Source organism: Xanthomonas sp. NCPPB 2586, assembly GCF_041475775.2.
GTDB lineage: Bacteria > Pseudomonadota > Gammaproteobacteria > Xanthomonadales > Xanthomonadaceae > Xanthomonas > Xanthomonas campestris.
Genome location: NZ_CM192981.1, coordinates 294,199 through 307,010 on the forward strand (window position 1 = coordinate 294,199; position 12,812 = coordinate 307,010).

At 65.2% G+C, this 12,812-nt stretch carries 8 protein-coding genes; 3 read left to right on the forward strand and 5 right to left on the reverse strand.

Annotated elements, in window-relative coordinates; genetic code table 11:
• The first annotated feature begins 44 nt into the window (after positions 1–44).
• Both ACCQ09_RS01265 and ACCQ09_RS01270 read left to right on the forward strand, forming a co-directional pair.
• On the forward strand, positions 45–1,088 hold the full coding sequence (locus ACCQ09_RS01265; protein WP_011035494.1) for a GGDEF domain-containing protein: 1,044 nt from the start codon (positions 45–47) through the stop codon (positions 1,086–1,088).
• Positions 1,089–1,091: 3 nt separating this feature from the next.
• Positions 1,092–3,752: a putative peptide modification system cyclase gene (locus tag ACCQ09_RS01270; RefSeq protein ID WP_011035495.1), complete on the forward strand. Its 2,661-nt coding sequence runs from the start codon at positions 1,092–1,094 to the stop codon at positions 3,750–3,752.
• Here the strand turns inward: ACCQ09_RS01270 and ACCQ09_RS01275 are convergent.
• Entirely contained in the window at positions 3,692–4,030 is a 339-nt protein-coding gene (locus ACCQ09_RS01275; protein ID WP_016944685.1) for an NHLP-related RiPP peptide, read from the reverse strand. The genes ACCQ09_RS01270 and ACCQ09_RS01275 overlap by 61 nt on opposite strands.
• Positions 4,031–4,116: 86 nt before the next feature.
• Between ACCQ09_RS01275 and ACCQ09_RS01280 the strand changes: the two genes are divergently transcribed.
• Positions 4,117–5,313 (forward strand): putative peptide maturation dehydrogenase, encoded by a 1,197-nt coding sequence (locus ACCQ09_RS01280; RefSeq protein ID WP_019237145.1) that lies wholly within the window; start codon positions 4,117–4,119, stop codon positions 5,311–5,313.
• Positions 5,314–5,516: 203 nt separating this feature from the next.
• On the opposite strand, the gene ACCQ09_RS01285 is transcribed toward ACCQ09_RS01280, so the two are convergent.
• The 4 genes from ACCQ09_RS01285 to ACCQ09_RS01300 all read right to left on the reverse strand — a co-directional run bounded on the left by ACCQ09_RS01285 (position 5,517) and on the right by ACCQ09_RS01300 (position 12,784).
• Positions 5,517–7,610 carry a S9 family peptidase gene (locus ACCQ09_RS01285; RefSeq protein WP_040940375.1) on the reverse strand — a complete coding sequence of 698 codons (2,094 nt, stop codon included), beginning with the start codon at positions 7,608–7,610 and terminating at the stop codon, positions 5,517–5,519.
• A 102-nt stretch (positions 7,611–7,712) separates the two neighbouring features.
• Complete coding sequence (locus ACCQ09_RS01290; protein ID WP_040940376.1) at positions 7,713–9,755, reverse strand: acetyl/propionyl/methylcrotonyl-CoA carboxylase subunit alpha; 2,043 nt, start codon at positions 9,753–9,755, stop codon at positions 7,713–7,715.
• A gap of 244 nt (positions 9,756–9,999) precedes the next feature.
• Positions 10,000–11,610 carry a carboxyl transferase domain-containing protein gene (locus ACCQ09_RS01295; protein ID WP_228428188.1) on the reverse strand — a complete coding sequence of 537 codons (1,611 nt, stop codon included), beginning with the start codon at positions 11,608–11,610 and terminating at the stop codon, positions 10,000–10,002.
• A gap of 10 nt (positions 11,611–11,620) precedes the next feature.
• Positions 11,621–12,784, reverse strand: a complete 1,164-nt coding sequence (locus ACCQ09_RS01300; protein ID WP_011035501.1) for an isovaleryl-CoA dehydrogenase — start codon at positions 12,782–12,784, stop codon at positions 11,621–11,623.
• Positions 12,785–12,812 lie beyond the last annotated feature (28 nt).

Sequence of the window (12,812 nt, forward strand, 5' to 3'; positions counted from 1 at the left end):
ATTCGACGACGGGCCGGCGCTGCAGGTCGGCCTAAGGGATCTGGATGACCTGCCATACCTCCAACGGCGCCGTCGAACCGACTGGAAGCGTTGCCAAAACACTCTCCGATGGGCTGCATGCCTTGATGACCGCCGAAGAACTCGCGTTTTTCGCGCGTTTCGGCCGTATGCGCGAGATCGCCGCAGGCCAGGCCTTGTTCGAACGCGGCGCGGTGGGCACGCAGATGTTCATCGTGGTCACCGGCCAGATCGACCTGGATTTCGGCGAAGACCTGATGCTCAAGCATCTGGGCCCGGGCGAGTTCTTTGGCGAGCTCGGCCTGCTGATCGGCGACCACGCCCGCAGTGCCGGCGCCAGCGCTTCGGTCGACAGCCGCCTGATCGAACTGGCACACGACGATTTCCAGCGCCTGGTCGATCACGACCCGTCGATGGTGGCGCATTTCCTGCGCCGCTCCATCGTGCGCGTGGTCAATAACGAGCAATTGCTGATCCGCCAGCTGCGCCGCCGCAACCACGACCTGGAAGCGGCGCTGGACAATCTCTACGTCACCTCGCATCAGCTCAACCACACCGAAGAACTCAGCCGCACCGACGAGCTCACCGGCCTGCACAACCGCCGCGGCCTTGCGCTGCATTTGCAGGAATGTCGCCGCGGTGGCGGCGCGCCGGGCGTGGGCCTGATCCTGATCGACTGCGACCGCTTCAAGCACATCAACGACGAGTACGGCCACCTGGCCGGCGACCGCGTGCTGCAGAACGTTGCCCACGCGCTGCGCTCGGTGATCGCCGAAGGCGACCTGGTCTGCCGCCTCGGCGGCGACGAATTCTGCGTGCTGGTGGCGCAAGGTTCGATCGAGCTGGTGCAGCACATGGGCGAATGCATCGTCAACGCAGTGCAGGCGCGCCAGGCCAGCAGCCCGGATGGCTGCCACAGTTGCTCGGTGAGCGTGGGCGTCTGCAGCATCGACGCCAGCACCTCCTATAACGACTGGTATACGCGCGCGGACACTGCGCTGTACCAGGCCAAGCGCCAGGGCGGCAACAGCCTGTGCGTCTATGAAGCATTGCCGTTGGACAACAGCTAAACGATGACCATCCGCAGCCACGCACGCAAGGAGGCGTCGTCGGAAGCGATCCAGGCACCGCGTCTACGCACCCTGTTGTTGACCGACCTGTGCGATTCCACCGCGCTGGTCGAACGCATTGGCGACAACGCCGCCGCCGCACTGTTCCGCGAGCACGACCATCTGGTGGTCAAGCTGCAGCAGCATTGGCGCGGGCGATTGATCGACCGCTCCGACGGCTTGCTGCTGTTGTTCGATCGCCCGATCGACGGCCTGGGCTTTGCGCTGGACTACGCGCGCGGCCTCAAGCTGCTGGGCGAGACGCGCGACCTGGTCGTGCGTGCGCGCCAGGGCCTGCATGTGGGCGAAGTGCTCACCTGGCGCAACAGCGATGAAGCGGTGAGCATCGGCGCCAAACCGCTGGAAGTGGAAGGCCTGGCCAAGCCCACCGCGGCCCGCCTGATGTCGATGGCCCGGCCCGGGCAAATCCTGCTCTCGGCGGTGGCCGAATCACTCACCCACCGCGCCGCCCGCGAACTCGGCACACCCAGCGAGCGCCTGCTGTGGAAATCCCACGGTCGCTGGCGCTTCAAAGGCATGCCCACGCCGATGGAGATCTACGAAGTCGGCGAAGTCGGCCTCACGCCGCTGCGCGCGCCAAAGAGTTCTGCCAAGGCATGGCGGGATATTCCGTTGTGGCGGCGGCCGGCGGCGTTGCTTGCCGAGGCGCTATTGGTGACCACGGTGTGTGTTGCGATCTGGTTCTTCACCCGCGCCGAGCCCGCAATTGCGTTCGCCGAACGTGACTGGGTGGTGGTGGGGGATCTGCGGAACCTGACTGGCAACACGGTGCTTGACAACTCATTGGAGCAGGCACTGCGGATCAGTCTGGAGCAGTCGCGCTACGTCAATGTGCTGAGCGACATGAAAATGCGTGACACGGTGACGCGCATGAAGCGCGACCCGGACCGTGTGGTTGTCGATCGCGCCATCGCCTCGGAGATTGCGATACGTGATGGCGCCAGCGCCGTCATCCTGCCCACCGTTGCCGAGATCGGCGGCAAGCTGCGCCTGAGCGTGGAGCTGGTGGACCCGCGCACGCAGACCACGGTGTACTCGGAATTCGTGCAGGGAAATGGGCTGCCGTCTGCGCTCTCTTCGGTTGATCAGCTCACGCGAAAATTGCGTCAGGGCCTGGGCGAAGTAGTAGCCTCGATCGACAAGACCTCCGTCCCGCTACCGGCGGTTACCACGGCAAGTCTTGATGCGCTGCGCGCCTATGCACTGGGTGTGGATGCCACGGTCAAAGGTCAATGGCGCGAAGGTCTGGAGCTGTTCAATCGCGCCGTCGCCATCGATCCGGAATTTGCATTGGCGTATCTCGGCGCCGCCCGGATCAAGGTGGCGATATCAGACCGCACGGGAGCGCTTCCCTACCTCGACAAGGCCATTCGCTTTCGACAGCGCCTGCCGCAACGTGATCAGCTGTATCTGGACGCCTGGGCGGCAGAGTTACGTGCGCCGGACAAGGCGCTGTCGTTGTGGAGAACCCTGGCATCACTGTATCCGGACAACTTCGCCGGGACTGCAAATGCATCGTGGCATCTCTTCGAGGCCAACCGTTTTGCCGAAGCGCTGCCGTACGCGCAGGCTGCCGATGTACCGCAGGATCCGTTGCGTTCGATTGCCGCCGACCGCGTAGGCCGAATTTTGCTGGCCCAGGGAAAGCCGGAGGCGGCGCTGCAACGTTTTGCCACCTCCGGTGACGCCGATCGCGCTGGTCCGCTGCGGCGGCAAGCCAACGCGTTGGCGGTGCTGGAACGCTACCCAGACGCGCAGCGCGTGCTCGACCAGATCGTGGGCAATGGCTACAGCAATGATGATGTGGTCCCGTTGATCGACCGCACCAGCGTGGCGATCGATCAGGCGGATTGGGACGCGGCACGCAAGGCGATCGCGCGCGGCTTGCAGCACAGTCAACAACACGATGACTTCAACCATCGCCAGTTCTCGGTCATCGCAGCGACCACCGAGGCGTTGACCACGCCTTCCAGCGCAACAGCGACGCTGTTGAGGCCAACACTCGATCGCCTGGCCACTGCGGTCGTCAACGAGGATTGGGCAGCGGCCAACCTGCAGGACAGTGCAGCCATGGTGCTGATCGTTGCCAGTCAGGCGCAGCGCCATGGCGACGATGGCCTGACCGCGCGTGCGCTTGCAACGATCGAACCGGCACTCGCACACGAGACACCGATGCTTGCCGAGCTGCGTACCATCGTCGAAGCGCAGCACCTCGCGCTTGCGGGCGACACCAACGGGGCAATCGCACAGTTGCGGCCGCGCGAGGACGATCTGTTTCAGTCCCGTGTTGCGCTCTACAAGCTTTTGAGCGATGCGGGGCGGCATGCCGAGGCGTTGGCTCAGGCGCGTTGGCTCACGCAACAGCGCGGGCGCGCTTACATCGAAGCCAACGCATCGCAGACATTGCAGCCGCTCAACGTTGCGGATGCGCGTCTTGCCCAGTTGTGGGTTGCCGAGTCGTTGTACGCGCTTGGCCGCAACCAGGCGGCGCGCGAGCAGGCGCTGGCGTTTGTTCGCGCCTGGCCCGTCACGCGTCTGCCTGCTTACCTGCGCAGCAGGGTGGAGCGGATACTTTCCGATTCGAAGGCAAAGATGACCGTGTGATTGGTCTTTTCGGTCAGGTAGCTTTGCAGTTCCGCACGCGCCTGGGCGATGTCTTCCTTCGATGCAAGCTGTTGAGTGGTCATGCAGAAATAGGGCTCGCCTGCGACCGGTGCGCTGTCGTTCGCGCTCGCGCCACACGCGCCGATCTTGGCCAGTGCTTGTGCCGGATTGCAGCGAAAGCAGTCACGGAAGGTGTCGTCACTGGAAAGCAGTTCAAGCAGCTTGTCAGCGGTGGTTGCGTCTAACGGGGCATGGACGTTGTTGGCTGGGTCGGTCATCGGTCTGTTCTGAAGGGTGAGGGTGGGTGCAACGCCAGTGAGCTGACACAATATCGACCGTGCTCATGCGTCCTTGAGAGATCCCCATGCAACTACGTCGCTGTGCCACGCTATTTTTTGAACTTCGCGACGCTGCGGTGTTTGATCTCTCGCAGCTGCTCGCAGGAGGCGATGGTCTGCGTCGGCGCATCCGTTGCTTTGCGTTGGCGCCGCATCTGGATGCAGAGGTCGAAATCGCCGCAGCCGATCGCGAGTGGCTGAGTACATTGAGCAGCGTGCGCTGGTGCGCTGTGGATCAGCTGCCATCCTTGCCCGAGTCGCTTGATCAGTTGATCAAGCAAGGCCTGGTGATCAGTGATCAGCCAGAGCACGCACAGCACCGCAGCAACGACGAACAGGTCCAGCAGCAGCGCTGGTGGCCTCTGGCCGCGCTGTGGCATCGCTTTGCACGCTGGCGAGGCGAAGACAGCGTGGCAACGATGGAAGCACAGGGCATGACAACGGCCGAAGGCATGGTGGAGCGTCTCGGCGCACCTCCGCCAGAGGTGGTGGACCGTGGCGACGCTGGCCAGCGAATCCCGTTGCCGCGTGCCACGCCAGGGCCTTTTGATGCGCTGTTGGCCCGCCGCGTGACCTGCCGCAATTTCGACCCGCAACGTTTGCTCTCTGCCGAATTGTTGGGGCAGATGTTGGAGCGCAGCGTCATGGCGCGTGCGCGCGTCGAGGTGGGGCATGACACGGCGTTTCTAAAGAAGCCGGTTCCCTCCGGGGGGAGTCTGCATCCCACGGAAACCTATCTGCTGGTGCAGCGTGTGCAGGGAGTGGACAGTGGGCTGTACCACTATCGCCCGCTGGAGCACGCGCTTCAACGGTTGCCATCGCCTGCGCAGCCGCTTGCTGCTGTTGCGCGCAATGCCCTGTCAGGGCAGCACTGGTTTGCCGATGCGCCGGTGCTGATGATCCTGGCGCCACGCTTCTTGCGTAGCTTCTGGAAGTATCGCAATCACGCCAAGGCCTATCGCGCGATGATCCTGGACGTAGGGCATATCGCACAGACCGTCTATCTCAGTGCGACCGATCTGGGTTTGGGCGCGTTTGTCACCTCTGCCATCAATGAGGTCGACATCGAACAAGTGCTCGGACTCGACGGGCTGCAGGACGGGCCATTGGCCATCTGCGGATTTGGCTGGCGTGCCGAGCAGATGCGCAACACGGAGCTGGACCCTGGCGGTGCGATCTGGTCCCAAGCAGGTAATCCAGCGCAGGCTGGTAACCACGTGTAAGGCCGAGTTCAAGCTGTTTGCGCCAACGATCCGAGAGGCGAGAGCGAGGCGCGCCACACGCAGCGCGTGCGCCAGACATCGGTTCCAGAATAGATAAAACACTGGCTGGCCCCAACGATACGGCCTGAATCTTCGCGCTGCAGAAATAACCACGTAGAGCGGTTCGTCGCCAGCGTCTACTGGCGACGACCGCATCGGCAGGCCTACTTCCGAATCGCCTGCGTATGCATCTTCAACGCATCGGCCAGGCCAGTGATGCGGTCTGCGCCCTCGGGCACGGTGATGCTGGAGCCTTCGAAGTCCGCGCCGATGGGTTGTGCGCGGCCGCCCAGGCATTGGCTCAGGAACCCTTCGGTCACTGCGTTGAACGCCTTGCTGTTTTCCGGGCGCTGGAAGCCGTGGCCCTCATCGGGGAACAGCACGTAGGTCACCGGGATGTTCTTGGCCTTCATTGCGTTGACGATCTGGTCGCTTTCGGCCTGTTTGACGCGCGGGTCGTTGGCGCCCTGGCCAATCAGCAGCGGTTTGCTGATCTTGTCGACGTGGCTGAGCGGCGAGCGTTCGGTGAGCCACTGCTTGCCGGCGGCGGTGGCCGGGTCGCCCATGCGCTTGGTCAGTTGCTTGTAGAAGCTGGCCCAATAGGGCGGCACGGTGCCGAGCAAGGTGTTGAGGTTGGCCGGGCCCACGATGTCCACGCCGCACTTGAACGCGTCCGGAGTGAAGGTCATGCCCACCAGCGTCGCGTACCCGCCGTAGCTACCGCCCATGATGGCGACGTCCTGCGGCGTGGTGACGCCCTGCTTGACCGCCCACTGCACGGCGTCGAGCAGGTCGTCGTGCATCTTGCCGGCCCACTCGCCGTTGCCGGCATTGGTGAACGCCTTGCCGAAGCCGGTGGAGCCGCGGAAGTTCACCGACAGCACCGCGTAGCCGCGGTTGGCCAGCCATTGCTCGTACGCGCCATAGCCATAACTGTCGCGCGCCCACGGGCCGCCGTGCACGAACAGCACCAACGGCACTGCTTTATCGGCCTTGCCATCATGGTTGCTGTCGGCCTCGGTCGGTAGTGATAGGTAGCTGACCAGTTTCAGGCCGTCGCGTGCGGCAATCTCCTGCGGCCACATCGGCACCAGCGGTTTGCCCTCCAGCGCCGGGCGTGCGGAGAACAGCTTGGTGAGCTTGCCGCCATCGGCACGGTCGTAGCGGTAGTAGGTCAGCGGGGTTTCGGCGGCCGAATAGGCGACGATCCAGGTGCGGTCATCGAGCGTGCGTGCGGCAATGCCGGCATCGCCTGGGCCGAGTGATTTGAGCTTCTGCAGGTCGGCGGCGATGCTGGTGTCCAGCGTCTTCCACTCTTCGCGCAGATAGTCGGTGGACACGGCCTGCACCACGCCGGTCTTGGGGTCGTTCAAGGTGCTGCCGGCATCGGCGCGCGCGTCTTCGAACAGCAGCGTGCGTGCATTGCTGGCGGTGTCGATCGCGTACAGCGCGGCGGTATCGCGGTTGCGCGAGTCCAGCATGTAGAGCGTCTTGCCGTCATCGGTGAGGCCGGCCGGCGCGGTGTTGGTGACATCCTCGAACGGGATGCGGTCCACGCTCTTCCAACCCTTGCCCTCGGGCACCAGCAACTCGCGGCCGGCGTCATCGGTGGCGCGGGTGGCGTAGCGCAGCTGGTAATTGCCATCGAGCAGGTAGCTGTCCAGGCTGTCGGTGTTCTTCTGCACCAGGGTGCGTGTGCCCGAGGCCAGTTCGACCTTGTACAGGTCGTGCCATTTGGCATCCCGATCGTTCATGCCGACCATGATCGCGTCCGGATGCTGGTCGCTGATGCCGTACACCTCGGCGTTGGTCTTCTTGAACGGGGTGAGGTCCTTGCTGCTGCCATCGCTGAGGTTGACGGCATAGAGGTGGAAGTCCTCATCGCCGCCGGTGTCGCGCAAATAGAGCAAGGTGTCGCTGTGATAGGTCCAGTAATAACTGCGGATGCCGCGTGCGGTGTCCTTGGTGATGGCGTGCGCCTTGTCCGGCGCGTCGACCGGCGCCACCCAGACGTTGAGCACGCCATCCAGTGGCGCGACCCAGCTGAGATATTTGCCATCGGGGCTGATGCGCACGCTGGCGCGCTCGGGATTGCCGAACAGGGCGTCGCGGGGAATCAATTCGGGCGCTGTGGCGGGCGCGGTCGCTGCCGGTGCCGCAGCGGGGGCGGCGGCGTCAGCGGTGTTGGCGGGCGCGGATTTGTCGCTGCAGGCGCTGAGCGCCAGGAGCAGGCTGGATGCGAGAAGCAGGCGTTGCATGAAAGCCTCCGGAGGGAACCTCGGCCAATCCAGCCGAAGCAGCCACGCTAGAGGCAGCGGCCGCCCCAAGGGACGTGCCGTTGGTCACGCTGGCGGATGCAACTACGCAGACGCGGACACGAATTCCACTAACGCGACACCGTCTGCGACCAGGTCGCCTTCGGCCACCAGATAGGCCTGCACGGTGCCGTCGGCAGGTGCATGCAGGGTGTGCTCCATCTTCATGGCTTCCAGCACCACCAGGGCCTGGCCACGGCGGACCGGCTCGCCGAGCGGCGCAACCAGCGCGACCACGCGGCCTGGCATGGGTGCGGTGAGGCCACCTTCGGCCTGCGCCGGTTGCTCGGCTTCGACCAGGGCATCGTGATGTTGGAAATGCGCGCGCTGCGCGCCACTGAGCACGGTGATGGCAGCGCCATCGCGCAGTATCTGCGCGCGCCATTGGCGGCCATCCATGTCCACACGCAGGTGCTCGCCGTGTGCGTGATAGCGCAGCGTGTGGGTTTGGTCGGCACTGGCCACCTGCCAGCCATCGGCGGTGGGCCGCACCGCCAGTGTGCGGCGCTCGCCTGCGGCCTCCAGCACCAGCGTGCGCGCGGCATGTGCGCCGATACGCCAGCCATCGGCGAGTTGCCACGGCGAGAACGGGTCGGCCGGGTCGGCGGCCGCGTGCGGTGCGGCTTCGGCCACCAGCACCGCGGCCAGGTACCACCATGCCACGGGCGGCGGCTGCGGCGCGGGAAACAGCGCCGCCTGCTCGCGTTCGATCAGGGCAGTGTCCAGGTCGGCAGTCGCAAACGCCTGCGTGCTGACCAGCCGCGCCAGGAACGCGCTGTTGGTGGTCACCCCGATCGCATGGCAGTGCGCCAATGCCTCACGCATGCGCGCCAGCGCGGCCGGGCGGTCGTGATCCCAGACGATCAGCTTGGCGATCATCGGGTCGTAATACGGGCTGATGGTGTCGCCCTGTTCCACACCGGCATCAATGCGCACGTGCGCGCTCGCGGCCGGCAGGCGCAGTTGCCGCAAGGTGCCGGTGGAAGGCAGGAAGCCGCGGTCGGCATCTTCCGCGTACAGGCGCGCTTCCAGGGCATGGCCGTGGATGCGCAATTCGTCCTGGCGCTTGGGCAGCGGCAGGCCGGCGGCCACGCGCAGCTGCCAGTCCACCAAATCGGTGCCGGTGATCAGCTCGGTGACCGGGTGCTCCACCTGCAGCCGGGTGTTCATTTCCATGAAATAAAAATCGCCGTCCGGCCCGGCGATGAATTCCACCGTGCCGGCGCCCACGTAGCCCACCGCCCGTGCGGCATCCACTGCCGCCTTGCCCATCGCCGCGCGGCGCTGTTCGGTCATGCCGGGTGCGGGGGCTTCTTCCAGCACTTTCTGATGGCGGCGTTGCACCGAGCAGTCGCGTTCGAACAGATGCACCACCGCGCCATGGGTATCGGCGAACACCTGGATCTCGATGTGCCGCGGGCGCTCGACGTATTTTTCCACCAGCACATGCGCATTGCCGAACGCCGATTGCGCTTCGCGCTGACAGCTGGCCAACGCGTCTTCGAATGCTGCGCTGGCATCCACCCGGCGCATGCCCTTGCCGCCGCCGCCGGCGCTGGCCTTGATCAGCACCGGGTAGCCGATCGCATCGGCCTGTGCGCGCAGAAACGCGGGTGCCTGCTCGTCGCCGTGATAGCCCGGCGTCAGCGGCACGCCGGCGCGCTGCATCAGCGCCTTGGCAGCACTCTTGTCGCCCATCGCGCGGATTGCCTGCGCGGGCGGGCCGATGAACACCACCCCCGCGTGTGCGCAGGCGTCGGCAAAACCTGCATTTTCCGATAAAAACCCGTAGCCGGGATGGATCGCCTGCGCACCGCTGGCGCGTGCCGCGGCAAGGATGGCGTCGCCGCGCAGGTAGCTTTGCTGCGCCGGTGAGGCACCAATATGGATCGCTTCATCGGCCAGGCGCACGTGGCGCGCGTCGCGGTCGGCATCCGAATACACCGCCACGGTGGCGATGCCCAGGCGGCGGCAGGTGGCGATGACGCGGCAGGCGATTTCACCGCGATTGGCGATCAGCACCTTGTCGAAATACGGCTGGCCGGCGCCAGTGATGGAGGCGTGCTGGGGCGTGTCGTGCTGGGTCATGGCAAAGCTCTCTGCACGCCGCCGTGGTGGCGGGTGGAAGGACGAAGAAGAAACAACCGCTGCGGCAGGTCACTGCCCATCACGGCGCATCCCAAAGCTGCATCGTTGCATTGCGTTGCACTGCGCCGGCACGGCGCTGTGGTGCGTACGCACGTGGCGCGCTGCGGCCCCGCAACCGAAAACACACCTGCGTGTATCCACGCGCAACGTGTCGTTTCGGCAAGGCCGGCACGCCGCATCTGCATCACATCCGGAACACGCCGAAGCGCGTGGCGTCGATCGGCGCATTCAAGGCGGCCGATAATCCCAGGCCCAGCACGCGGCGGGTATCGGCCGGGTCGATGATGCCGTCGTCCCACAGGCGCGCGCTGGCGTAATACGGGTGGCCTTGCTGTTCGAACTGCGCACGGATCGGCGACTTGAAGGCCTCTTCGTCGTCGCCAGACCATGCGCCGCCCTTGGCTTCGATGCCATCGCGCCGCACGGTTGCCAACACGCTGGCAGCCTGTTCGCCACCCATCACGCCGATCCGCGCATTCGGCCACATCCATAAAAAGTTGGGCGAATACGCGCGGCCGCACATGCCGTAATTGCCGGCGCCGAACGAGCCGCCAATCACCACGGTGAACTTGGGCACCTTGGCGCAGGCCACGGCCATCACCAGCTTGGCGCCATCCTTGGCGATGCCGCCGTGCTCGTATTTGCGGCCCACCATGAAGCCGGTGATGTTCTGCAGGAACACCAGCGGAATGCCGCGCTGCGTGCACAGCTCGATGAAGTGCGCACCCTTGAGCGCAGACTCGGAAAACAGGATGCCGTTGTTGGCGATGATGCCAACCGGGTAACCATGCAGGTGCGCAAACCCGGTCACCAGGGTGCTGCCGTAGCGCGGCTTGAATTCGTCCAGGCGCGAGTCATCCACGATGCGCGCGATCACTTCGCGCACGTCGTAGGGCTTGCGTGTATCGGCGGGAATCACGCAATACAGCTCGTCGGCGGCATGCCGCGGCGGCAGCGGTGCCTGCACCGCCATGGAGAGCGCAGGCTTGCGCCAGTTGAGTTGCGCAATGATCGCGCGCACCCGCGCCAGCGCCTGTAGATCGTTGTCGGCGAAATGATCGGCCACCCCGGAAATGCGCGTGTGCACATCCGCACCGCCCAATTCTTCAGCGCTGACTTCTTCACCGGTGGCGGCTTTGACCAGGGGCGGGCCGCCGAGGAAGATGGTGCCCTGCTCGCGCACGATCACCGTTTCATCGCTCATGGCCGGCACATACGCGCCGCCCGCAGTGCACGAGCCCATCACGCAGGCGATCTGCGGGATGCCTTGCGCAGATAGATTGGCCTGGTTGTAGAAGATGCGGCCGAAGTGATCGCGGTCCGGGAAGACCTCGTCCTGCAGCGGCAGGAACGCACCGCCGGAGTCGACCAGATAGATGCACGGCAGCCGGTTCTGCTGCGCGATTTCTTGCGCGCGCAGATGTTTCTTCACCGTCATCGGGTAATAGGTGCCGCCCTTGACGGTGGCATCGTTGGCCACGATCACGCATTCCACTCCCGAAACGCGGCCGATGCCGGCCACCACGCCGGCGCAGGGCACCTGTTCGTCGTACATGCCATGCGCAGCCAGCGGCGCAATTTCCAGCAGAGCACTGCCCGGATCCAGCAGTGCATCGATGCGCGCACGCACCAGCAATTTGCCGCGCGCGGTGTGCTTGGCACGGGCTGCCTCGCTGCCGCCCAGCGCGGTGCGCGCCAGCGTGGCACGCAAGTCCTCGACCACCGCGCGCATCGCTGCCGCGTTGTGCTGGAAGCTCTCGCCGCCCACCTGCAGCTGGCTGTTGATCACGCTCATGATGGCTCCGTCAGGCAGTGCGTTCGAACAACTCGCGGCCGATCAGCATGCGCCGGATTTCCGAAGTGCCGGCGCCAATCTCGTACAGCTTGGCATCGCGCCACAGCCGCCCGGTGGGGTACTCGTTGATGTAGCCGTTGCCGCCCAGCACCTGGATCGCCTGGCCGGTGAGCCAGGTGGCCTTCTCGGCGGCATACAGGATCGCGCCAGCCGCATCCTGGCGCGTGGTGCGGCCCGCATCGCAGGCGCGTGCCACGGCATAGACATACGCACGGCACGCGTTGAGCCCCACGTACATGTCGGCCAGCTTGGCCTGCATCAGCTGGAAGGTGCCGATCGGCTCGCCAAACTGCTTGCGCTCGTGCACGTACGGCAGCACCACGTCCATGGCCGCGGCCATCAACCCGAGCGGGCCGCCGGCCAGCACCACGCGTTCGAAATCCAGCCCGGACATCAACACGCGCACGCCGCCGTTGAGCGTGCCCAGCACGTTCTCGGCCGGCACTTCGCAATCGGTGAACACCAGTTCGCAGGTGTTGGAGCCGCGCATGCCGAGCTTGTCGAGCTTCTGCGCGGTGGAAAACCCGGGCATGCCCTTTTCGACGATGAAGGCAGTGATGCCGCGCGCACCGGCGCTGGGGTCGGTCTTGGCGTACACCACCAACACATCGGCATCGGGGCCATTGGTGATCCACATCTTGCTGCCGTTGAGCACAAAGCGGTCGCCGCGTGCTTCGGCGCGCAGCTTCATCGACACCACGTCCGAGCCCGAGCCGGCCTCGCTCATCGCCAATGCGCCGACGTGCTCACCGGTGCACAGCTTGGGCAGGTAGCGCTGCTTCTGTTCGTGGGTGGCGTTCTTGCGCAACTGGTTGAGGCACAGGTTGGAGTGCGCGCCGTAGGACAGCCCGATCGCACCGCCGGCACGCGAAATTTCTTCCATCGCCACCACGTGCGCCAGGTAGCCCATGCCGCTGCCGCCGTATGCTTCTTCCACGGTCAGGCCCAGCAGGCCCTGCTCACCGAACAGCCGCCACAACTGCGCGGGGAAGACGTTGTCGTGATCGGCCGCCGCGGCGAGTGGGGCGATATGGTGGCTGGCGAAGGCGGCCACGCTTTCGCGCAGCAGATCGATGTCTTCGCCAAGCTCGAAATTCAAGGACGGCACATGCATGAAACGGCTCCGCTGAGGATCGGGACGT